The sequence below is a fragment of the Streptomyces xanthophaeus genome (assembly GCF_000725805.1).
GTDB classification, from domain to species: Bacteria; Actinomycetota; Actinomycetes; order Streptomycetales; family Streptomycetaceae; genus Streptomyces; species Streptomyces xanthophaeus.
Map to the genome: position 1 here is coordinate 120,516 of NZ_JOFT01000013.1, position 21,040 is coordinate 141,555.

The 21,040-nt window shown below is 71.7% G+C and carries 21 protein-coding genes; 8 read left to right on the forward strand and 13 right to left on the reverse strand.

All coding sequences use genetic code 11. The features are described from left to right. The 11 genes from IO30_RS0108345 to IO30_RS0108395 form a co-directional block, all read right to left on the reverse strand. Positions 1 to 858, reverse strand: a complete 858-nt coding sequence (locus IO30_RS0108345; protein WP_031140839.1) for a universal stress protein — start codon at positions 856 to 858, stop codon at positions 1 to 3. Further along, positions 858 to 1,760, reverse strand: coding sequence for a universal stress protein (locus IO30_RS0108350; RefSeq protein ID WP_031140840.1), 903 nt, complete (start codon positions 1,758 to 1,760; stop codon positions 858 to 860). The genes IO30_RS0108345 and IO30_RS0108350 overlap by 1 nt, the downstream gene beginning before the upstream one ends. A 214-nt stretch (positions 1,761 to 1,974) precedes the next feature. Then, positions 1,975 to 2,274, reverse strand: coding sequence for a DUF1876 domain-containing protein (locus tag IO30_RS0108355; RefSeq protein WP_031140841.1), 300 nt, complete (start codon positions 2,272 to 2,274; stop codon positions 1,975 to 1,977). A gap of 21 nt (positions 2,275 to 2,295) precedes the next feature. After that, positions 2,296 to 4,977, reverse strand: a complete 2,682-nt coding sequence (locus IO30_RS0108360) for a cation-translocating P-type ATPase (RefSeq protein ID WP_031140842.1) — start codon at positions 4,975 to 4,977, stop codon at positions 2,296 to 2,298. Then, on the reverse strand, positions 4,970 to 5,626 hold the full coding sequence (locus IO30_RS41785; protein ID WP_031140843.1) for an Rv1733c family protein: 657 nt from the start codon (positions 5,624 to 5,626) through the stop codon (positions 4,970 to 4,972). Before IO30_RS41785 ends, IO30_RS0108360 begins: the two co-directional genes overlap by 8 nt. A 34-nt stretch (positions 5,627 to 5,660) precedes the next feature. Continuing rightward, positions 5,661 to 6,164 (reverse strand): flavodoxin domain-containing protein, encoded by a 504-nt coding sequence (locus IO30_RS0108370; RefSeq protein WP_031140844.1) that lies wholly within the window; start codon positions 6,162 to 6,164, stop codon positions 5,661 to 5,663. Between the two features lie 60 nt (positions 6,165 to 6,224). After that, positions 6,225 to 8,348, reverse strand: coding sequence for a phosphoenolpyruvate synthase (gene ppsA, locus IO30_RS0108375; RefSeq protein ID WP_031140845.1), 2,124 nt, complete (start codon positions 8,346 to 8,348; stop codon positions 6,225 to 6,227). A 14-nt stretch (positions 8,349 to 8,362) separates the two neighbouring features. Beyond that, the gene (locus IO30_RS47595) at positions 8,363 to 8,497 is read right to left on the reverse strand and encodes a hypothetical protein (RefSeq protein WP_267886452.1); all 135 of its coding nucleotides are present in this window, start codon (positions 8,495 to 8,497) and stop codon (positions 8,363 to 8,365) included. Positions 8,498 to 8,757: 260 nt separating this feature from the next. After that, a complete protein-coding gene (locus IO30_RS0108385; protein ID WP_031140846.1) occupies positions 8,758 to 11,160 on the reverse strand; it encodes a glycoside hydrolase family 65 protein in 2,403 nt (800 codons plus the stop codon). Then, a complete protein-coding gene (locus IO30_RS0108390; RefSeq protein WP_031140848.1) occupies positions 11,157 to 11,915 on the reverse strand; it encodes an HAD family hydrolase in 759 nt (252 codons plus the stop codon). The genes IO30_RS0108385 and IO30_RS0108390 overlap by 4 nt, the downstream gene beginning before the upstream one ends. Beyond that, the gene (locus IO30_RS0108395; protein WP_202205075.1) at positions 11,912 to 12,910 is read right to left on the reverse strand and encodes a helix-turn-helix domain-containing protein; all 999 of its coding nucleotides are present in this window, start codon (positions 12,908 to 12,910) and stop codon (positions 11,912 to 11,914) included. Before IO30_RS0108395 ends, IO30_RS0108390 begins: the two co-directional genes overlap by 4 nt. A 175-nt stretch (positions 12,911 to 13,085) precedes the next feature. Between IO30_RS0108395 and IO30_RS0108400 the strand changes: the two genes are divergently transcribed. The 3 genes from IO30_RS0108400 (at position 13,086) to IO30_RS0108410 (ending at position 15,520) form a co-directional block, all read left to right on the forward strand. Continuing rightward, a complete protein-coding gene (locus tag IO30_RS0108400) occupies positions 13,086 to 14,513 on the forward strand; it encodes an MBL fold metallo-hydrolase RNA specificity domain-containing protein (protein WP_237403379.1) in 1,428 nt (475 codons plus the stop codon). Between the two features lie 161 nt (positions 14,514 to 14,674). Beyond that, a complete protein-coding gene (locus IO30_RS0108405) occupies positions 14,675 to 14,857 on the forward strand; it encodes a hypothetical protein (RefSeq protein WP_157853155.1) in 183 nt (60 codons plus the stop codon). Between the two features lie 9 nt (positions 14,858 to 14,866). Next, a complete protein-coding gene (locus tag IO30_RS0108410; protein ID WP_031140855.1) occupies positions 14,867 to 15,520 on the forward strand; it encodes a CBS domain-containing protein in 654 nt (217 codons plus the stop codon). A 14-nt stretch (positions 15,521 to 15,534) separates the two neighbouring features. On the opposite strand, the gene IO30_RS0108415 is transcribed toward IO30_RS0108410, so the two are convergent. Both IO30_RS0108415 and IO30_RS0108420 read right to left on the reverse strand, forming a co-directional pair. After that, the gene (locus IO30_RS0108415) at positions 15,535 to 16,356 is read right to left on the reverse strand and encodes an ABC transporter permease subunit (RefSeq protein WP_031140856.1); all 822 of its coding nucleotides are present in this window, start codon (positions 16,354 to 16,356) and stop codon (positions 15,535 to 15,537) included. Continuing rightward, the gene (locus tag IO30_RS0108420) at positions 16,353 to 17,264 is read right to left on the reverse strand and encodes an ABC transporter ATP-binding protein (RefSeq protein ID WP_031140857.1); all 912 of its coding nucleotides are present in this window, start codon (positions 17,262 to 17,264) and stop codon (positions 16,353 to 16,355) included. The genes IO30_RS0108415 and IO30_RS0108420 overlap by 4 nt, the downstream gene beginning before the upstream one ends. Positions 17,265 to 17,418: 154 nt before the next feature. On the opposite strand from IO30_RS0108420, the gene IO30_RS0108425 reads away from it, so the two are divergent. The 5 genes from IO30_RS0108425 to IO30_RS0108445 all read left to right on the forward strand — a co-directional run bounded on the left by IO30_RS0108425 (position 17,419) and on the right by IO30_RS0108445 (position 20,931). Next, a complete protein-coding gene (locus IO30_RS0108425) occupies positions 17,419 to 18,795 on the forward strand; it encodes an MBL fold metallo-hydrolase (RefSeq protein WP_031140859.1) in 1,377 nt (458 codons plus the stop codon). 39 nt (positions 18,796 to 18,834) lie between these two features. Beyond that, on the forward strand, positions 18,835 to 19,194 hold the full coding sequence (locus IO30_RS0108430; protein ID WP_031140860.1) for a rhodanese-like domain-containing protein: 360 nt from the start codon (positions 18,835 to 18,837) through the stop codon (positions 19,192 to 19,194). Continuing rightward, a complete protein-coding gene (locus IO30_RS0108435; RefSeq protein ID WP_031140862.1) occupies positions 19,191 to 19,937 on the forward strand; it encodes a sulfite exporter TauE/SafE family protein in 747 nt (248 codons plus the stop codon). The genes IO30_RS0108430 and IO30_RS0108435 overlap by 4 nt, the downstream gene beginning before the upstream one ends. An 89-nt stretch (positions 19,938 to 20,026) precedes the next feature. Continuing rightward, entirely contained in the window at positions 20,027 to 20,599 is a 573-nt protein-coding gene (locus tag IO30_RS0108440; protein ID WP_031140863.1) for a rhodanese-like domain-containing protein, read from the forward strand. 65 nt (positions 20,600 to 20,664) lie between these two features. Next, entirely contained in the window at positions 20,665 to 20,931 is a 267-nt protein-coding gene (locus tag IO30_RS0108445; protein ID WP_031140865.1) for a metal-sensitive transcriptional regulator, read from the forward strand. The last annotated feature ends 109 nt before the right edge of the window (positions 20,932 to 21,040 follow it).

The following is a 21,040-nucleotide window of genomic DNA, read 5'->3' on the forward strand; positions in this document are numbered from 1 at the left end:
CTATTCCGCCGGAACCGTGATCACCGGGCAGAACGCCCGGTGCAGCAGTCCGTGGACGACGGAACCCAGGCGCATGCCGGAGTACCCTCCGTGTCCGCGGCGGCCCACCACCACGGCCAGGGCGTGCTCGGCGGCCTCCGCGAGTTCCTCCACCGGGTGCCCGATCGGTATCTCGTGGGAGACCACCACGTCCGGATATTTCTGCGACCAGCCGGCCGTGGCCTCGGACAGCATCCGCCGCTGGGCCTGCAGCGCGACCTCCTCGTCGTGGAGGAGGAACAGCGGCGGCTGCCACACCGCGATGGCGCGCAGCGCGGCGCCGCGCAGGTCGGCTTCCTCGAAGGCGAGTGCGAGCGCCGCCTTCGAGGACTCGCTGCCGTCGATGCCCACGACCAGGTAGGGCGGCCGCTGGGTGATGTGCTCGGCGTCTGCGACCACGACGACCGGGCAGTGCGCCTGGGCCGCGACCGGGACCACCGTGGAGCCGGCGCTGAAGTACTCCGCGGTGCGGCTCAGGTGGCGGGATCCGAGTACGAGCATGCGGGCCTGACGAGACAGGCGGCCTATGGCGGGGACGGGGAATCCTTCGATCAGATCGGTGGCCACCTCGGCCCCCGGGTACCGTTCCCGCGCCCAGTCGGCACCGGCCGCCAAGGCTTCCGGGCCCGCCTGGCGCAGGGCGATGGTGCGAGGGGTGCCGTCGACCTGCCGGGTGGGGTGCGCAGGAGGCACGGCCACGACGAGCCGGAGCCCGAGTCCACGCCGGTGGGCCTCGTCCGACGCCCAGGCAAGGGACAGGTGCCAGTCCCTTGCCGGGTCGATGCCGACGACGATCTCGCGGCGTTCGGCGGCGGCCATCACGATGCGTCTCCGTGCGTGTCCCTGTGGCGCGGGATGAGCAGCACGGGGCAGTGGGAGTGGTGCACGAGGCTGTGGGTGTGGCGCCCGAGGGTGGGTCCCAGGTACGCGGACGCCCGCCGTCCGCCCATGACCAGCAGGTCGGCGTGCCGGGAGGCCTCGACCAGGACACCGGCGACGGACACGCTCTTCTCGGCGTCCGCCTGCACGGTGAGGTCCGGGAACTCCTGACGGATCTGCTCCGTCACCGCGGTCAGGTGCCGGACGTAATCGTCGGCGATCTCCGTGACATCGTCCATCATGGTCACCACGCTGCCGACGGACTCGAGCACGTTCCACACGTGGAGCAGCCTCAGATCGGCCTTGCGCAGCTCGGCCTCCCGGGCCGCGTGACGGACGCAGTCCAGGTCGTGCTCGTCACGGACTCCGGCGAGCACCGTCCCGCTCTCGGAGCGGTCGTCGGTCCCCCTGACGACGATGACGGGCGTCTTCGCGCCGGCCGCGACCTTCAGGCCCACGGATCCGAGCATGAGCGAGTGGAATCCGCCCAGACCGCGGTTGCCGACCACGATGGTGCCGTGCAGGCCGGCCGCCCGGTGCAGGCTGGCCACGGGGTCGCCACGGCCGAACTCCGTGGTGACGACCAGGCCGGGGTACCGTTCCTTGACGGCGGCGGCAGTTTCGTCGAGCAGTTCACGGCCGGCGACGCGGACGCGCTCGATGGTCTCTGCGGACACGTAGAGGGCCCGGCCGTCCGTGTCGGCGCCGTACACGATGTGCAGCGGACGCCCGCGACGCTCGGCCTCTGCCGCTGCCCAGAGCGCGGCCTGACGGGCGGGCTCGGAGCCGTCGACGCCGACGATGACCGAGCTTGGTTCCGAGCCGCTGACGGTGTTGTTCATGATTCCTCCTTGCCCGGGGCCACTGGGGGTCTGCTCCCACGCTGACACCAAGGACCTCACCGGGCAGAGGGCCGCTCAGGACCTTCATGGGGGCCAAAGGTCCCTGTCGGGGACGGCGTGCGGGGTCCCCTTGGGACGCGTCGGCCGGACCGGCGCCGATCACGGCGGATCCGGTGTCCCCGGCACGCCCGAGCACGCACCGCGGTGGGGGTGTTCACGCTTCGGTGTCCAGCCACCCGGAATACGGCTTGGGGGACCCTTGGAGGGACGGAGCGCCGGCAGCCTGCATGTCTCCGTAGGCGGCTCGCTTCATCTGGAGGGCGAGGTCCTCCATGGCGCGGGCTACCGCGAGTTCGTCGCCGATCTCCGGGACGTCGTCGTCCTGGGGTGAGCAGCGGGCGGCGCCGTGGCCCGTGAGCCTGTTCGTGCCCGTGTCGAGCTCCAGCCGGGCCTTCGTCGTGTGGTCCTCCTCGAAGAGGTAGAGACGGACCTTCCACTCGGCGGTGTGTGTCATGGCGTGCCTCCGGTAAGGGTGTCAGGGCCTCGTCTGCTGGTGAGTGCGCCGGACCCAGCGCCGCAGTTCGTCGGTGCCCCAGACGATGACGGGGAAGGTCGCGATGAGGGCGACGACGTCCAGCGGGAGGGCGGCGGTACCGAACAGGCCTTGCAGGGGCGGCGCGTACACGAGGGCCGCGGTGAAGACGAGCTCGAAGGCGATGCCCGCCAGGAGCAGGGGGTTGGTGAACAGGCCGATGTCGCGCAGGGCCGCATGGTCGGTGCGGGCGGCGAAGGCGGTGCCGACCTGGCAGGTGACGATGCCGGCGAACGTGGCCGTGGTCGCGGTGACGTAGGCGTGGTGCAGGGGGCTGCCCGTGCCGGTGGGGTCGCCCGGGTGCCAGCCGGCGCGCCACAACACGTAGAAGAACGCGCCCATGACCAGGACTGCGGAGACGGTACCGAGGTAGCCCCAGCTACGGATGAGCATGTCCCGGGAGATGACCCCTTGCGAGCTCGGGCGGGGCGGGCGGCTCATGGTGCCCGGTTCGGCTCGTTCGCGGCCGAGGGCGAGGGCGGGGAGGGTCTCGGTGCCGAGGTCGATGGCGAGGATCTGCAGGACGGTCAGCGGGAGCGGGACCGTGCCGGCCGACAGGGCGAAGACCAGGAACGGCACGACCTCGGGAGTGAGGTGGGCGAAGATGTAGACGATGAACTTGCGGACGTTGTCGTAGACGCGGCGGCCTGATTCGATCGCGGTGACGATGGTGGCGAAGTTGTCGTCGGTCAGCACCATGGTGGACGCCTCACGGGCCACATCGGTGCCGGAGAGTCCCATCGCCACGCCGATGTGAGCCCGGTGCAGGGCAGGGGCGTCGTTGACCCCGTCACCGGTCATGGCGACGATCTGCCCGTGTGCGCGCAGGGCGTCGGCCACCTTCAGCTTGGTCTCGGGCGAGGAGCGGGCGAAGACGACTTCGGCGTCCGCCGATGCGAGGAGCGCGTCGAGTTCGTGGTCGCCGATCGACTCGGACTGTGCCACCACCTGGAGACGAGGCAGGCCGATGCCGACTTCGCGGGCGACGGCCGCGGCGGTGGCGCCGTTGTCGCCCGTGACGATGTGCACGCGGAGCCCCGCCTCGTGGCAGCGCCGGACGGCGGCGGCGACTTCGGGACGTGGCGGGTCGTACAGGCCGACGAGCCCGAGCAGGCGGAGCCCGGTCTCCGCGTCCTGGCGACGGGTCGGTACCGCGGCACCGGCCGGCAGTGTTCGGACGGCGACGGCCAGGACGCGCATGCCTTCCTGGGCGAGCTCCTCCGCCGCGTCGGCCGCGGACCCCGAACCGCCTTCCAGGGTCTGCAACACCGTCTCCGGCGCTCCTTTGACGACGACGCGCAGACCGTGCACGCCAGCGGCGTGGACGACGGACATCAGACGCAGCCGGGGGTCGAAGCGGAAAAGGGCCCGGCGCCCGGTGTCACGGCCTTCGAGGTCGACGGGTGCGGCGTGGGCAGCGGCACCTTCCACCAGGGCCGTTTCCGTCGGGTCGCCGTGAAGTGCGCCTTCTTCGTCGCGGGTGACCGTGGTGCACAGCGCGCTGGTCCGCAGCAGCTCTCCGTCCCAGGGGCCGGGCTCCCTTCCGTGCTCCGGCGTCCACACGGCTTGGAGTCGCATGCGGTTCTGGGTGAGGGTTCCGGTCTTGTCGGTGCAGATGACGTTGGTGGAGCCGAGCGTCTCCACGGCGCTCAGGCGCTTGATCACCGCACCTTGGCGGGCGAGGCCGCGCACGCCGACGGCCAGGGCGAGGGTGATGGTCGGCAGCAGCCCCTCGGGGACGTTGGCGACCAGCAGGCCGATCGCGAACGTCAGGGTGTCCGTCAGCGGCAGGCCCACGGCGACACCGGCCGCCAGGAACACGCCGCCCATGGCGACCGCTACGGCGGCGATGAGCCAGGCAACCTTCTTGACCTGCTGTTCCAGGGGGCTGGGGTCGCGCAGGGTGCGCTGACTCAGTGCGGCGATGCGGCCGAGTTCCGTGTGGTCTCCGGTGGCGAACACGATCGCCTGGGCCTGGCCCCCGGTGCAGACGGTGCCGCTGAACACGAGGTTGGGTTCCTGCAGCAGCGGCGCCCCGACGAGTCCGGGGCCGGCGATGCGTTCGGCAGGGGTGGACTCCCCCGTCAGCATCGACAGGTCGGCCTCGATGCCACCCTCGGTCAGCCGTGCGTCGGCGGGAACCTTGGCGCCCTCTTCGAGAACGACCAGATCACCCGGCACCAGTCCTCTCGCCTCCACCGCCGAGGACCGGCCGTCGCGGATCACCAGCGCGTGCTCGGGCAGGTACTTCGCGAGAGTCTCCACCGCCTGTTCGGCCTGCCGCTCCTGGAGGAGCGCGAACGCCGCGTTGACGAGGACCACGGCGATGATGGCCCACCCGAGCACGGGAATGCCTGCGACGAACGCCAGCGCGGCAGCCGCCCAGAGCAGCATGGCCAGCGGGTGGACGAGCTGGCGGACCAGTTCACGCCCCAGCGAGGTCCGGGCCTTGCGGCGGACCTCGTTGGGACCGTAGACGGCAAGGCGGCGGGCTGCCTCGCGTGCGGAGAGTCCACTCGGCCCGGTGCCGAGCTCGCGCCTCAGGAGCGGCAACGGTTCGAGGGGGTCAGGGCTCGCGGGGAGCCCGCCCGCAGGGGACGGGGGCCGGGTCGCTGACTCAGTCATTGCCAGGTCCCTGTCCGCGCCGCAGCCTGCCGGACCAGCGCGGCTCCACGGCCTCCCACTCGTCCTCCCACTGGGCCAGGGTGCGGGTCTCGACGAGCAGCAGACGAAGGCGGACCACTGCCCCCGAGACCAGGACGAGCAGCCCGAGGGCTCCGGCCCCCGCCGCTGCGGCCGTCAACGCGCGCTGCGCTTCGGACGAAGGGGCCTGCGCTTCCGTGCCCGCGTCATCGACCCAGAGCGTGACCGGCCTGCCTGCCGATGTGCCGAGCGGGACGGGTACCGTACCGGCGTGCTGGTGAGCGGGCGGGTACTCCCAGACGGCTGGAGCAACCGCCCGCAAGTTGCCGCCGGAGCGGCTGGAGACCGCGCGCTCCGCGGGGCCGACCGTCGTCGCCTCGATCTGGTGCCGGTGGCGGGCCGTTTCCCCGGCAGTGCGGCTCTCGGAGTCCCAGACGGCCGTCGTGACGACGACGCCGCAGAGCACGGCGATCAGGAAGGACAGTGCGAAGACGGCGTTCCAGCGGCGCCGGGTCCGGTCGGCCGGCCGACGCAGCTCGTTCGGACGTCCGTCGAACAGCCGACGTACCCGGCCGGCTCTCGCCGGACGCGATCGCGTGGGCCCGTCTCCGGGCGGGCCGGCCTCGGACATCGTGCACCTCCGCGCTCTGGTCCTGTCCAGCCGCTCAGCGGGGAGCGGCGAGTTCGGCGCTGATGTGGTGGGCCCACGTCCGGATCCGCTCGGGATTGCGGAAGTCCCCGCCCTTCCCCGCACGGACCATGGCCCGGGCGATGAACCCGGGCGTACGGGAGGTGAGGCTGCCGCCGAAGGTGACGTGCTCGCGTGCGCCGAGGCGCTCCATCTCCCGGGCCACCGCGGGCACCGGCGCGATGTCGTGCCGCTCGGCGGAGCTGTCGACGGGGCCGCTGCTGAACAGGTACACCGGGCGGTGCTTGAGGAGGTGCTCGTTGCGTTCGGCGCAACGCTTGGCCTTGCCGCTCCAGTGCCCGGCGTACAGGGCGCCGCCGAGCACCACGGCGTCGTACCCGCGCACGTCGTCCACGTCGTCGGCGGGGACCACGACGGCGTCGAGGCCGTCCTCACGCAGGGTCCTGCCGATCTCGGAAGCGATTCCGGCGGTCGCACCGTGCTTGGTTCCGTAGGCGACCAGGACGCGCTTGGAAGTCATGGCGACTCTCCGTTGCTCTCTGTTGTGGTGCGCTTGAGCGCCTTCACGTGGTGTCTTCCTTCACTGTCGTGAGGGGGACGGCTGCTCCGCTTGGGGCCATCGGGTCCCGGATGGGGCCGTTCGGCCCTCCCCGTACCGGGCCGGTTGCGCGGCGGCCACGTGCTGCTTGACCGCGGCGAAGCTGTCCGGGGCGACGGAGATGGAGTCGATACCGGCGCCCAGGACCCGGTCGGCTTCTTCGAGGGTGCGGCAGAAGGGGATCATGATGATGACGTTGGTGAGGCCCATCTCGTCGCGGACCCGGCGCAGCGCCCGGCATTCGAGGGCGAATCCTTCCCGGTATCCGTCGCTGTAGTAGCGGCTCGCACCCCGCCAGCCGATCATCGGGTTGGCCTCGACCGGCTCGAACGGACGGCCGCCGAGGAGGCGTGCGTACTCGTTGGTCTTGAAGTCGCTGGTCCGTACGACGACGGGAGCGGGCCACCGGGAGGCGGCGATCCGGGCGATGCCGTACGCCAGGCGGTCCGTGAAGTAACGGGTGCGGTCGAGGTAGCCCTCGGTGAGCTGGTCGACGGCGCAGCGGTCGGCGTGGTCCAGGCGTTCGGGATGCAGCAGGGCCATGGGGTGGACCTTGACCTGGTGCGCCACGATGAACTCCAGCCGGGCCAGTCCGACGCCGTCGGCCGGCAGGCGCCACCATCGGAAGGCGGCGGAGGGGTCGGCGAGGTTGAGCATGATGTGCGTCAGGGTGGAGGGAATGCCGGCGAGGTCGGTCTCGGTCTCCTCGTAGGCGAGCAGCCCGGCGTGGACCTTGCCGCGTCCGCCCTCGGCGCAGGAGACGGTCACCTTCTGTCCGTCGTGCAGGACGTGAGTCGCCCGCCCGGTGCCGACGACGGCGGGGACGCCGAGTTCACGGCTGACGATCGCTGCGTGCGAGGTGCGGCCGCCGTGGTCGGTGACGATGGCGGAGGCACGCTTCATGCTCGGTTCCCAGTCCGGGTCGGTGATGCCGGTGACGAGCACCCCGCCGGACGGGAAGCGGTCGAGGTCGACGGGCCAGTCCAGGAGGACGACCGGTCCGCTGCCGATGGCCTCGCCCACGGCGGTGCCGTCCACGAGAGGTGTACCGGGCAGGGCCGTCAGGCGGCAGCGGCGCAGGGTGGAGGCGGCGCGGCGGGACTGTACGGTCTCGGGCCGGGCCTGCACGATCCACAGGTCTCCGGTGAGGCCGTCCTTGGCCCATTCCAGGTCCATGGGGCAGCCGTAGTGCCCTTCGACGGTCAGTGCCCAGTCAGCGAGGAGCCGGACCTCGGTGTCGGTCAGGACCCTTTGCGAGCGCTCCTCGGGGCTGGTGTCGACGGTCCGGGTCAGTCCGTGCTCCGCGTAGACCGCCTTCCGCCGCTTCGCTCCGACGCGCACGTCGATCAGCGGGTCCAGCTCCGGGTCCTTCAGGCCGGGCTTGAAGACGGTGTACTCGTCGGGGTCGACCTGCCCGCTGACGACCGTCTCACCGAGCCCGAACGCCGCGCTGATGACGATGACCTCGGGGAATCCGCTCTCGGGGTCGAGGGTGAAGATCACGCCGGCGCCGGCGAGATCCGAGCGGACCATGGTCTGGACGCCGACCGAGAGGGCGACCTGGAGGTGGTCGAAGCCCATCCGCTCCCGGTAGTCGATGGCGCGGTCGGTGTAGAGGGACGCGTAGCAGCGGTGCACGGACTCCAGCAGCCGGGCGGCCCCGCGCACGTTGAGGTAGGTCTCCTGCTGGCCGGCGAAGCTCGCCTCCGGCAGGTCCTCGGCGGTGGCGCTGCTGCGTACGGCGACCTCCGGATCCGCGCGGCCTTCGTCGCGTCCCAGCTGCTCGTACGCGGAGACGATCTCGGCCCGCAGCTCCGGGGGCAGCGGCTCGGCGAGGGTCATCGACCGGATCGCGGCCCCGACCTCGTCGAGCGCGGCGCCTTCGCGCAGGCGCGCGATCTGTTCCTCGATCCGCCCGCGCAGTCCGTGTCCGTCCAGCAGCTCTCCGTACGCGTCGGCGGTCGTGGCGAACCCCGGGGGGACGCGCACACCGGCACCGGCCAGGTGGGCGGTCATCTCCCCCAGGGAGGCGTTCTTGCCCCCGACACTGCCGACGTCCTGTCGGCCGAGTTCCGCGAACGCGATGACGTGCCGTGTGCGTGCCATGACGGCCTCCGGACTCAGTACGGGAGCGGGCGGCCGGACGGCGTGCGGAGGTCCAGCGGCGCGGGCCTGTGGGGCTGCTTCTGGTGGGGCTGGATCCGGATGCGCTGCATCGTGGCCACCTCTTCGGAAAACGGAGCCTGGATCGACATCCGGATTCCACGGTCACACCTGGAGGTGGCTGCGCCGCAGTGCCGAGTGGGACAGCGGCGAGGGGCGGACCGGTCCGTATCTCGCAGGGGCCGACCTGCCCATGGCGGGCCGGGCAGGGGACCGCAAGTCTCATGCCCGACATGCGCAGGCCGTGCAGGCGGCGGCAAGTCCGAGACGACCACCGCCGACGTCTACGAGGCGACGATGGCGGTGCCGTGCCCGCGAGAGGGTGTGTGCGCTCCTGAACGGTGTTCACTGGTCAGCCGGCTTCCATGTGGAACCACCTCTGCCGACCTGCGGGCAGGTCCGCAGTCACGCCGTCGGGCAGGCACAGGGGAAGGGGAGACGCTGTTCGGGATGAGGGGACCTCGATGCCCAGCTTTCCTGGGAGGAACCGAATATGAATGCCGCGGTGACCCAGGCAGTCGACGGTGAAGGAGCAGCGCGGGACCTCCCGGAGCGGGACGGGGTCGATACGCAGTCCGTCGGGGCCGGCTTCGAGCCCCACGATGCCCCGTTCGATGAGGTCGAGGGTGCCGGCCATCGCTCCGAGGTGGATGCCTTCGCCGGTGGTGCCGCCCTGGATGTCCATCACGTCGCCGAGCAGGGCTTCCTCGCAGTACCGCCAGGCGTCGGGGCCCTTGTGGCGGGCCAGGACCCAGCCGTGGACGAGACTGCTGAGCGTCGAACCGTGGCTCGTGCGCTGCAAGTAGTACGCGACGGTCGCCCGCCAGAGGTCATCGTCGAGCCGGTAGCCGAGCCGGGCGAAGATGCCGTGCAGCTCGTCGGGGCGGAAGAGGTAGCCGAGCATGAGGGTGTCGGCCTGCTTGGACGCCTGGTAACGGTTGACCGTGTCGTCCTCGGACTCCAGGATCCGGTCCAAGCGGCGGATGTCCCCGTAGCGGGCGCGATAGGCGTCCCAATCCAGCTCGGCCAGATCACCGTAGCCCTCGAACTGGCTGATGACATCGCCGTGCAAGGGGACGTGGAGACGGCGCGACACGTCCTCCCAGCGGTTCAACGCCTCTGCATCGACGTCCAGTTGTTGCTCAAGTTGACGCATGCGCGTCCTCGGCAGCTCTGCGGCCAGCTCAAGTGCGCGGGCCAGCACCCATGCGGCGGTCACGTTCGTGTAGGCGTTGTCGTCTATCCCCGGAGTTGCGGCCCCGGGGTAGGCGTCGTGATATTCGTCCGGGCCCACGACCCCGCGGATCCGGTAGCGCCCCCGGTCGGTGTCATAGTCGGCGGCCGCTCCCCAGTAGCGGGCGATGCTCATGAGCAGTTCGGCGCCGGGTCCGTACAGGAAGCCGGTGTCACCGGTGGTCTGCGCATAGCGCCAGACGTTCCAGGCGATCGCGGAGCCCACATGGCGCTGGAGGTGGGAGTGGTCCGGGAGCCAGCGGCCGGAGCGCGGATTGAGGTGCAACGTCTGCGTTTCCTCGCGCCCCGAACGGGCGCTCTGCCAGGGGAACATCGCGCCCGGCCGCCCGGCCCGCCGCGCTGCGGCACGGGCCGCGGGCAGGCGCCGGTGGCGGTACATGAGCACCGCGCGTGCCACCTCGGGGAGGTGCAGGGTGAGGTAGGGGGTGACGAACAGCTCGTCCCAGAAGACGTGACCCCGGTATGCCTCTCCGTGCAGGCCTCTGGCGGGTACGCCAACGTCGAGCTCCGCCGTGTGCGGGGAGAGGGTCTGCAGGACGTGGAAGGCGTGGAGGCGCAGGATCCGGCCGGCCTCACCGGGCACCTTTACCTCGCCTCGGCTCCACAGGTCTTCCCAGGCGGCCTGGTGGCCGGCGAGCGCGGTCGCGAAGTCCGGTGCGTGCGTGACGTGTTCGACCGCAGACGTGAGCGGATCGCCCGCGGGTCGATCCAGCGAGCTGTAAAGGGCGGCTGCCTTGAGGACGACGACGGGACGTCCGCGGGAGATCGGCAACCGGAAGGTCTGCGCGGTCGCCGGCTCCGTGCAGCTCTGGTCCATGGCGGCCAGGGGGCGGGAGGATGTGCGAACCGCGATGCCGATCCGGGTGCGGAGCGATGTGGTCTCGCAGGAGAGCCAGGCGATGCCGTCCGCGCCGACGCCGGTGCGGTGGCCCGTGAGGTGGCGCCCGTCGAGGGCCCGGTACCGCGCGACGCCGGCATTGGTGACGTCACCGTCCAGTACGGACTGGATCTCGATGGTTCCGCGCCATCCGGACGCGCGGAAGGTGCTCTGCTGAGCGGCGAGGTAGGGGTCCGCCATGGACACGAGCCGGGTGTGGGTGACGCCGAGCCGACGGCCGTGGCCGTCCTGGAACAGCATGCGGCGGGTGAGGGTCCCCGCGTGCAGGTCCAGGACGGCGCGGTGGTGGCGCAGGCTCGGGTGGTCGGGAGTGAGCCACTCCCCCGCCGGCCCGTCCTGCGGCAGGCAGCGGTAGCGCAAGCGGGTCCAGTCGGGGAGGTTGACCATGTCCTCGTTGCCGACCTGCTTGCCGGCGACCTGCGAGGGGAGCCAGTTGTAGCAGCCCGCCGCGTAGGTGCCGGGATAGTGCACGGCGTCGGCGGGTGATTCGGGGGCGGCTCCGCGCGTGGCGAACCGGCCGTTCCCCAGCGTGCACAGGGCCTCGACGACCCGCTCCGTCTTCGGGTCGTAGCGGTCGAAGGTCCAGGTCCACGCGGTGTTCACGGCCGCGCTCCGGCAACGGTGCCGACGACGGCGGTGAGGTCAGGGAGCACGACATCCGCGCCGCGATCCCGCATGGCCTCTGCGGCGGACATGCCGCCGGACCGGTCGAGGCCGATCACCAGGCCGAAGTGACCGCGTCGGCCCGCCTCCACCCCGGCCAGAGCGTCTTCGACCATCGCCGCGTCGGCGGGGTCCACGTGCAGCCGGCGTACCGCTTCCAGGAACAGGGCTGGGTCCGGCTTGCCCGCCAGGGTCAGCCGGTCGGCGTCCGTGCCGTCCACGAGCACGTCGACGAGGGGGGTGATCGCGGCGCACTCCAGCAAGGGCCGGGCATGTCTGGATGCCGACACCGCGGCGCACCGCATCCCCTGGGCGCGCAGCGCTTCGAGTGCGGGCCGGACTTCCGGGAACGCCTCGACGGCTCCGGCCTGAAGCGCTTGGGTGAACGCGCGCTCCTTCCGGGCGGCGACCGCCCACGCCGTACCGCACCCCGGCGGTTCCGCGGCGTCACCCGGCGGCAGTTCGATGCCGCGCGCGCTCAGGAAGGCGAGGGCGCCGTCGAGACGGGGTTTGCCGTCCACCAGCTCCCGGTATTCCCGCTGGGCGTCGAAGGGAGGCTGCGCTGCGTGGCCGGCGGCTGCCGCCCAGGTGTCGAGGCAGCCGTCGAAAGCGGACTTCCACGCAGCAGCGTGCAGCGCGGCGGAGTCGAGGAGGACGCCGTCGGTGTCCAGGACGACGGCGCGCAGCGTGCTCACTGCCGGATCACCCGGCGCCCGGTGATCCGGATCTCGGTGACCTTCATCCAGTGGGTCCGCGGACCGCCGGCCCAGGGCAGCGAGTACGAGACGGCCTCGAGCCGGCCGAGCTCCTCCGCATCGGTGACGCCTTCTGCCTCGCCCACGGCCATGACGCTCCAGCCCAGGCGCGTGACGTCGTCGATACGGTCGACTTCGAAGGCCACTTCCGTCCCGGCCGCCCCCGCGAGCACCGCGTCGACCGAGGTCCTGAAGGCGATGTCGCGGCCCGCCACTACGTAATTGACCGGGAAGATCGCCGGGCCGTCCGGGGTGAAGACGGCGATCCTGCCGACGCCGTGCGTGGAAAGCAGCCGCCGGCACTCGCCGTCGGACAACTCGACCAGCTCGGCGTCCCGGACGGCCGTTCCTCTGCCGGGTGGGTACTCCGTCGTCGCGCCGGAGAGTGCCGCCGTGGTCGTCCCCAGCGCGTCGGCGAGACGCAGGAGGGAGCCGGTCGCCGGGGCTGCCGCGTGTTCCTCCAGGTAGGTGATGTACGCGCCGTCGGCCCCGCAGCGCTCACCCAGTTGGTCCCGGGTGAGGCCGAGTTCCTCACGGCGCATGGCGATCCGCCGTCCGAGGTCCGTGCGTCCGGCCGGCGCCTGCGCGGCGCCCGGCCTGTGCTGGGTACTGCTCATCGTCTTCACGTCCTCTCGGTGCCACGGCCGGGTGGCCGGGACGGTGACGGCGTCGTGCCGGGACCCACCGAGCGCGACCTTGAGGGCGCCGGTGTCGCCCGCACGGGCTGTGCCGGCGATCGTGTGGCCCAGCACCCGCCCGCTGCTCCCGCAGCACTGGCCGTAGTGGCTCTCGCGGCAGAAGCGGCAGCGGCCGCAGGCCGAGATGCAGGAGACGAGCACCCGGTCCCCGGGCCGCACCGCAGGGACGTCGCCGCCCGGGTCCGGTAGGTCCTGCACTGCGGTCTGTCCGGAACCCTGGAAGACCAGTGCCTCCATGACGTCCCTTTCTTTCATTTCCCACCGCTTGAGGTGTCACCGCCAGGCTGGACCGGACCCGACCGGCCGCGCATGGGCCGATCGGTCCCCTGCCGGGGCCTGTCGGCCCCCTGCCGGCCCCCGCACCCGGTGCGATGGTGAGAACCGGATCCCCTTACCGAAGGGAGGGCAGGTCGTGTCCGAGACAGCCCAGCGCCCCACCACCACCTCGCCCAGACCCGCACTCCTGCGTCTGCTCGGTGCGGTACGCACGGTCACCGGCAGCAAGTTCCTCGTCGAGAGCGACCACGCCCGCATCCTGGTCGACTGCGGGCTCTTCCAGGGTTTCGCGGACCTGCGCCGTCGCAACTGGGAGAAGCCCGGCTTCGATGCTTCCGACCTCCACGCCGTGGTCGTCACCCATGCTCACCTGGACCACTGCGGCTATCTGCCGCGCCTGGTCCGGCACGGCTTCCGTGGTCCGATCCTGAGCACCGCCCCTACCGCCCGGCTCGCCGAGATCGTGCTGCGCGACAGCGCCCGCCTCCAGATGGAGGCAGCCGAGCACGCCAACAGCCACGGCTGGTCCAAGCACCGCCCCGCCAAGCCGCTCTACGACGACACGGACGTCGAGAACACGCTGAAGTTCTTCGACCCGGTCGAGATCGGCAGCGAAATCGAGATCATGGCCGGAACGAAGCTGAGGCTGCACCACGGCGGGCACATCCTCGGCTCCGCCTGGGCCCACCTCACGCTGGAGGACGGCCACACCCTGGCCGTCAGCGGCGACCTGGGCCGCCCCGGGCACCCCCTGCTGCTGCCCCCGGAGCCGTTCTCCGGCGCCGACGTGCTACTCATGGAGTCCACCTACGGCGACCGCCGCCACGACCACGAGACGGCGCGGCGCGAGTTCGCTGCCGTGGTCACCAGAACGCTGTCGCGGGGCGGAACCGTGGTCATCCCGTCGTTCGCGATCGACCGGACCGAGGTCGTCCTGCACGAGCTGGCCGGGCTGCGCCGCGACGGCACCTTGCCCCGGAGCGTACCCGTGTACGTCGACAGTCCCATGGCCTTGGCCGCCCTGGACGTCTACCGGGACGCCCTGCGCTCCCACTCTCCCGAGCTGAGGCCCGAGATCCTGGCCCAGGGCGAGGCGGCGTTCAGCCCGGAGCCGTTCCTGGCCGCCCGTACCGTCCAGGAGTCGATCGACATCAACAGCACCACCGGGCCGGCAGTCATCGTCTCCTCCGCCGGCATGGCCACCGGTGGTCGGGTCCTGCACCACCTCCACCGACTCCTGCCCGACCCCCGCAACGCCGTAGTCATCGTCGGCTTCGCCGCCGCCGGTACGCGGGCGCGTGACCTCGTCGACGGCGCCCGCACCCTGAAGATGTTCGGCGAGTACACCCCCGTACGTGCCGAGGTGGCCGACGTACCCCACTTCTCCGCCCACGCCGACGCCGACCAGATCATCGACTGGCTGCGCGCCGCCCCCGCCCCGCACACCACCTACCTCGTCCACGGCGAGGAGGCCGCGGCCGAGACTCTCCGGGACCGCATCGACCGCGAGCTGGGCTGGACGGCCGTCGTACCCAAGCCCGGGGAGGCCGTCCTGGTCCGCTGACCGGGCCGGATGGGCCCTGCGGTATGCACCGCGAGGCCCTCCCGCACCCCGAGGACCGGCGCGAACCTGAAGGGGAAGGGCTGGAGGCACACCATGAACACTCTCCCGGGCGACATGGAACCCGAAGCGCGTGAGGCCCTGTGCTCGCCCACGCCCATCGCATGGACGTCCCCGCCGGCGCGGTGGCCGTACGGAAGCTCTGCGAAGAGAACCCGCCCGTGGGCCGTTGCATATCCACCGCTGTTGCCGCGGTCATCGCCCGTCGGCTCGGCTCGGCCCGCACCCGGATCCTCGACCTGTTCGCACCCCACCACAGCGACATGCCACTCGCCTACGCCCGCTGAGGACCAGCCATGACCTCCACCCCGTACACCGTCAACGACGTCATGACGAAGACCGTCGTCAGCGTCACGCCCGCCGCCGAATTCAAGGAGATCGCCACCGCGATGGAGCGCTGGAAGGTCACCGCGGTCCCGGTCATCGAAGGCGAAGGCCATGTCGTCGGCGTCGTCTCCGAGGCCGACCTCCTCACCAAGGAGGAGTTCCACGAACACGGACCGAGCCTGATCGAGCAGATGCGCCGCCTCGGCGACACAGCGAAGGCCGGATCGGTCCGCGCCGAGGAGCTGATGACGAGCCCGGCCGTCACCATCCGCCCCGACGCCACGCTCCCCCAGGCCGCCCGGCTGATGGCCGACCGCCGCATCAAGCGTCTCCCGGTCGTGGATGCCGACGGCACTCTCCTCGGCGTCGTCAGCCGCGCCGACCTCCTGAAGGTCTTCCTCCGCACCGACGACGACCTGGCCGCCGAAGTCCGCCGCGAGGTCGTCGAGCGCCTGTTCCCGCTCTCCCGCCATGACATCACGGTTGAGGTGACGCACGGCGTCGTCACCCTGAGGGGAAGGACCCGCGACCCCCACCTCATCCCCGTGGCCACTCGCCTCGCCCGGGCTGTCGAAGGGGTGGTCGGTGTGCACTCCCGCCTCGAAGGCCCCGCATCCCCCTGACCGCTGTCCCTCCGCTACGGGGCCAGGTCCCGCCTCATCAGCAACGCGTGGCCCAGGATGAGCCCCACTGCTCCGACCCCGACCAGAACGCCCAACTGCGGCCACAGCACGTGGCCCTGTGCCAGTGCGTCACCCGGTGTGTAGTAGTGGAAGGGACTGATGAACCGCAGGGGTGCCGCCTTGGACCAGGCCAGCGCGATGAAGTTCAGCGCGAAGCCGACCGCCCCGATCGCGATCGTCGCACCGATCACCTGCGCGCGTCGGCTCCCCCATGCGGACACGGCCAGGGCCGGTCCGGCCAGGCACAGCGCGAAGCCGCACCCCATCAACCCGGCGGCGAAGACACCGCTGAGCGGCACGTCCCGGTGGATGTCCGGCGACAGCCAGACGCCTGCCGCCACGGTCAGCGTCGCCGCGGCGTTGAGGGCGAGAGCGGCAATCACCACGGCGGCCGTCCGCTCGGCGAGCAGCCGGTTGCGGCTCACGGGACGCACCATGATCAGCTCGATCGTCCCGGATTCCACGTCGGCCGCCACCGCCGCCGCGGCCAGGGCGCCGATCGCGGTCAGCTGCATGGCGATCCAGAACGGATGCACCAGTCCGGCCCCGAGCAGCCCCGGATAGCTCGCGATCGACACGTCCCCGCCCGACCCGCTGAACGCGCGGTACGCCGACGGCGTGCCCTTTCCGCCCGCCGAGAACAGCGTTCCCGGCGCGATCGTGTTCGCCACCACCACGATCAGCGCCTCGAAGACGACCATCCCCACCACCAGGGCCATCAGCATCCGCCGGCGCCGGTGCAGCGCCAGCCACAGCAGGGGCCACCGCGTCTTCACGGCGCCGCCCCCTCCGCCTTGCCGTTGCGGTACAGGTCCAGGAACGCCTCGCCCAGCCCCGCCTCCTCCACGAAGACGTCGGCCACCCCCAGGGTCAGCAGCTCGCGCAGTGCCCCCACCACCTCGCTCGGGGGTACGAGCAGCTCCACCCGGTCGCCTTCCCAGTGGGGCGCCCACTGCTCCGCGCGCCCCAGAGGGCGTGCCCCCTTCCCGTCGCCGAAGGTCAGGCGGATCCGCCGCGCACGCGCCTCCCGCAGGGCGGCCACGCTCTCCACCGTCACCAGGCGCCCGTCCCGGACGATCGCCACGCGTCCGCAGGCCCGCTGCACCTCCGGGAGGACATGGCTGGACAACAGCACGGTGCGGCCGTCGGCCGCCGCCTGCTCCATCAGCTCGAAGAACGTCTCCTGCACCAGGGGATCCAGCCCCTCGGTCGGCTCGTCCAGTACCACCAGCCGGGGATCGTGCTGCAGCGCCTGCACCAGGCCCAGCTTCTGCTTCATGCCGCGCGAGTACCCGCCCACCGTGCGACGCAGGACCGCCGGCGTCAGTCCCAGCCGCTCGCACAGTTCGGCCCGCCGTGTGCAGGACCGGCCCTGGAGGGAACACAGCAGGTCGAGGGTCTGTGCCCCGGTGAGTTCGGGGTACAGCCGCAGCTCACCCGGGAGATAGCCGAGTTCCCGAGCCACCCGGCGGTGATCGGCGAGCGGGTCCATCCCCAGCACCCGCACGTGCCCGGCCGTCGGGCGCAGCAAGCCGGTCAGGCACCTGAGGGTGGTGGTCTTGCCCGCCCCGTTCGGCCCGAGGAAGCCGAACACCTCGCCCGGACCGATGCCGAGTGTGAGTTCCTCCACCCCGACCACGGCCCCGTACCGCTTGGTCAGTCCTATGAGCTCGATCGCGTCCATGGCGCCCACCCCACCAGTCTGTGCCCTGGCCCGGACCGACGCGCAGTGAGCCGAGAACGGGCCCCACGGCGCCGGCCGAAAATACCCCCGGGGGTACTACTGCTACGCTCGAGATATACCCCCGGGGGTAATTCTCACGAGAAGGAGCGACAGCGTGTTCTTCATCGACACCCTTGAACTGGAAGGGCTCGGCAACCGCAGCTACCTGGCGGGTGGCGCCCACACGGCCGTGGCAGTGGATCCACCGCGCGACGTCGACCAGGTGCTCGCCATGGCGGCACGGCGAGGGGTGCGGATCTCCCACGTCGTGGAGACGCACGTCCACAACGACTACGTCACCGGCGGCCTGGACCTGGCCCGCCTCACCGGCGCGGCCTACCTGGTGCCCGCCGCGGCCCGGGTGTCCTTCGACCGCACCCCCGTCCATGACGGAGACACCTTCGCCGTGGACGACGGCATCACGCTGCGGGCCCTTGCCACCCCCGGCCACACCCCGCACCACACCTCCTACGTTCTGGAGGAGTGGGGTTCGGCCGTCGCCGTTTTCACCGGAGGCTCCCTGCTGATCGGGACGGTCGGACGGCCCGACCTGGTCGAGCCGCGACTGACCGAGGAGCTCGCCCGCGCCCAGCACGCCTCCGCACGCCGGCTGGCCGCTGAACTGCCTGACGAAGCCCAGGTACTGCCCACCCACGGGTTCGGAAGCTTCTGCTCCTCGGCCCAGGCCGACGGGGTCGCCACCACCATCGGCAAGGAAAAGGCCGGCAACGACGCCCTGGTCCAGGACGTCGACTCCTTCGTCTCCGCCCTGCTGGCCGGACTCGACGACGTGCCTGCCTACTACACCCACATGGGCCCGGCCAACGCCGCAGGTCCGGCTCCGGTGGACCTCACCGCACCTCCCGTGGCGGACGCCGCCGACATCGCCGCCCGCCTGGCCGCCGGGGAGTGGGTGGTCGACCTGCGCAACCGCATCGCCTTCGCCCAGGGACACGTAGCGGGATCGTTCAATTTCGAGGCCGACGGGAAGATCGCGACCTACCTCGCGTGGCTGATCCCCTGGAGCAAGCCCGTCACGCTCCTCGCGGAATCCCCCGAGCAGCTGGCGAAGGCGCAGCGCGAACTGACCCGTGTCGGGATCGACCGCCCGGCCGCCGCGGCCACCGGGGAGCCGGCCGGTTGGATCTCCGCGCACGAACAGCTGCGGAGCTTCCCACGGGCCACGTTCGCCGACCTCGCCGCCCTCGATCCCTACGAGCACCGGATCGTGCTGGACGTACGGCGGGACTCCGAACGCGCCGAGGGCTGGATCAAGGACTCGGTTCACATCCCGATCCACCAGCTCCACCGACGCCAGGACGAGGTGCCGGCCGGAGCGGTGTGGGTGCACTGCGCGGGCGGCATGCGCGCGGGGATCGCGGCCTCCCTGCTCGACGCGGCCGGACGCGATGTCGTGGCCGTCGACGACTCCTTCGACGCCGCCCGGAGCGCGGGCCTCCCGATGACCGCCGGACCCCGTTCCGACAGCTGACCGCTCGCCCCCCGTTCCCCACAAGAGAAGGACCCGATGATGTTCCTCTTCCGGCGCGGCCCCGCCCGCGTGACTCCAGCCGATGCCCATCAGCGCACCCGCGACGAGGGCGCCGTCCTGCTCGACGTACGCGAGCGGGCGGAATGGACGGCCGGGCACGCGCCCGGCGCCGTGCACGCCCCGCTCTCCGCCCTGCTGGCCGGCGCCGACCTGCCCCCGGCTGCCAAGGGACGGCCGCTGATGGTGATCTGCCGCTCCGGGCACCGGTCCCGGCAAGCGGCGAAGATCCTGACGGAACGCGGAACCGGGGCTGTCGACGTCAAGGGCGGCATGAACGCCTGGGCGGCGGCGGGACTGCCGGTCGTCGACGGCCACGGAAGCAGCGGCTCGACAGCGTGAGCACGCTCGTCCTCGCCCTGATCGCAGGTGCCGTCGTCGGCCTCGCCCTCGGCGCCCTGGGCGGCGGCGGCAGCGTGCTCGCGGTCCCCGCCCTGATCTACCTGCTCGGATTCACGCCGGCCGCCGCCACCACCGCGTCGCTGATCATCGTCACCGCCACGTCCGCCACCGCCCTCTACACCCACGCCACCTGCGGCAACGTCCGCTGGAGGACCGGCGCCCTCTTCGCGGCCGCCGGCATCCCTCCCGCCATGGCTGCAGCCGCCCTCGCCGCACGCCTGCCCGGGCAGCTGCTCACAGCCGCGTTCGCAGCCGTCGCGGGTCTCGCGGCCCTGCGCATGCTCAGGTCCCCCGCACCCGAGAACGAGGTCCGCCCGGTCCGCCCGGCCCGGGCCGCCGGAGTCGGCGCGAGCCTGGGGGCGGTCACCGGATTCCTGGGCGTCGGCGGCGGATTCCTCGCGGTCCCCGCCCTGGTCGCAGTGCTGGGTCTGAGGATGCGGGCGGCCGTCGGGACCAGCCTGCTCGTCATCACCGTCAACTCGCTCGCCGCGCTCACCGTCCGTACCGGCGGCGCGGGGCCTCTGGACTGGGCAGTCGTCGCGCCCTTCACCGGGGCGGCGATCCTCGCCGCCTGGGACGGAAAGCGCCTGTCCGCCGCGATCAAGGGCCCAGCCCTGCAACGCATCTTCGCCGTCGTGCTGCTGTCCGCCGCGGCCTTCATGCTCACCGACGCGATCCGCTGACGGCAGGTCCGCCCACACGGCCACCCCCACAGCTCGCCCGGTATCCGCACCCGGACACCGCCAACACCCAGCAGGAGAGACAGTCCGTCATGAACACCCCCCGCACCCTCAGCTCCGGACAGGCCCTCACCCGCCTGCACGAGCTCACCGTCCTCGACGTCCGCACGCCCGGCGAATACGCCACAGGCCACCTGCCCGGCGCCCTGAACATCCCCCTCGACCAGATCTCACGCGCCCTCCCCGCCATCCACCACGCCGCCGACCGCGGCGACATCCTGGTGGTCTGCGCCTCCGGAGCCCGCTCCGACAGCGCATGCAAGACGCTCGCCGAGCACGGCATCGACAGCGCCACCCTCGCCGGGGGCACCGGCGCCTGGGCCGCAGCGGGCCATGGCCTCCACCGCCCCGGGCAAGGCTCGCGCACTACGTGGGGCATGGAACGCCAGGTCCGCCTGGCCGCCGGCGCTCTCGTCCTCGCGGGCCTCGGCCTCGGCCTGCTGAACCCCGCCTTCCAGCTCATCTCCGCCGCCGTCGCCGGCGGACTGGCCTTCTCCGCCCTCACCAACAGCTGCGGCATGGCTGCCGTCCTCGCCAGACTCCCCCACAACCGGCCGCGGCGTGGCGACCTCGATGCCACGCTGGCAGCCCTCCTCGATCACTGACCCCGGAGTCACATACCCCCTGGGGTACCATGGACACGGACAGCACACCCCTCAGGAGGTACCCGGTGAAGGTCGACGACGACGCGGTCAGCTCAGTCCTCAACCGACTGCGCCGCGCCCAGGGGCAGCTCGCCGGTGTCATCGCCATGATCGAAGCCGGGCGGGACTGCAAGGACGTCGTCACCCAGCTCGCCGCCGTCTCCAAGGCACTCGACCGCGCCGGATTCAAAATCGTCGCCAGCGGCATGCGCCAGTGCATGAACAACGCCGACGAGAGCCAGCCGCCCATGACCGAGGAAGAACTCGAAAAGCTCTTCCTCACCCTGGCCTGACACCCGTCCGGAAGACGCGCGGGCCGTTCTTCCGCCATGGCCCCGGACCCGACGGAGGTCGCGCCGGCCGGACTCCTCGAACCCACTCGCCGGGTCGGCCACGTGCCGC

Excerpts from the sequence above, each read along its gene's own strand:
- IO30_RS0108345 (WP_031140839.1), bottom strand. The coding sequence starts at position 858 with ATGGCCGCCGCCGAACGCCGCGAGATCGTCGTCGGCATCGACCCGGCA.
- IO30_RS41785 (WP_031140843.1), bottom strand. The coding sequence starts at position 5,626 with ATGTCCGAGGCCGGCCCGCCCGGAGACGGGCCCACGCGATCGCGTCCG.
- IO30_RS0108395 (WP_202205075.1), bottom strand. The coding sequence starts at position 12,910 with ATGGAGGCACTGGTCTTCCAGGGTTCCGGACAGACCGCAGTGCAGGAC.
- IO30_RS0108370 (WP_031140844.1), bottom strand. The coding sequence starts at position 6,164 with ATGACTTCCAAGCGCGTCCTGGTCGCCTACGGAACCAAGCACGGTGCG.
- IO30_RS0108410 (WP_031140855.1), top strand. The coding sequence starts at position 14,867 with ATGACCTCCACCCCGTACACCGTCAACGACGTCATGACGAAGACCGTC.
- IO30_RS0108405 (WP_157853155.1), top strand. The coding sequence starts at position 14,675 with ATGGACGTCCCCGCCGGCGCGGTGGCCGTACGGAAGCTCTGCGAAGAG.
- IO30_RS0108355 (WP_031140841.1), bottom strand. The coding sequence starts at position 2,274 with ATGACACACACCGCCGAGTGGAAGGTCCGTCTCTACCTCTTCGAGGAG.
- IO30_RS0108360 (WP_031140842.1), bottom strand. The coding sequence starts at position 4,977 with ATGACTGAGTCAGCGACCCGGCCCCCGTCCCCTGCGGGCGGGCTCCCC.
- IO30_RS0108440 (WP_031140863.1), top strand. The coding sequence starts at position 20,027 with ATGAACACCCCCCGCACCCTCAGCTCCGGACAGGCCCTCACCCGCCTG.
- ppsA (WP_031140845.1), bottom strand. The coding sequence starts at position 8,348 with ATGGCACGCACACGGCACGTCATCGCGTTCGCGGAACTCGGCCGACAG.
- IO30_RS0108350 (WP_031140840.1), bottom strand. The coding sequence starts at position 1,760 with ATGAACAACACCGTCAGCGGCTCGGAACCAAGCTCGGTCATCGTCGGC.
- IO30_RS0108430 (WP_031140860.1), top strand. The coding sequence starts at position 18,835 with ATGTTCCTCTTCCGGCGCGGCCCCGCCCGCGTGACTCCAGCCGATGCC.
- IO30_RS47595 (WP_267886452.1), bottom strand. The coding sequence starts at position 8,497 with ATGTCGATCCAGGCTCCGTTTTCCGAAGAGGTGGCCACGATGCAGCGC.
- IO30_RS0108420 (WP_031140857.1), bottom strand. The coding sequence starts at position 17,264 with ATGGACGCGATCGAGCTCATAGGACTGACCAAGCGGTACGGGGCCGTG.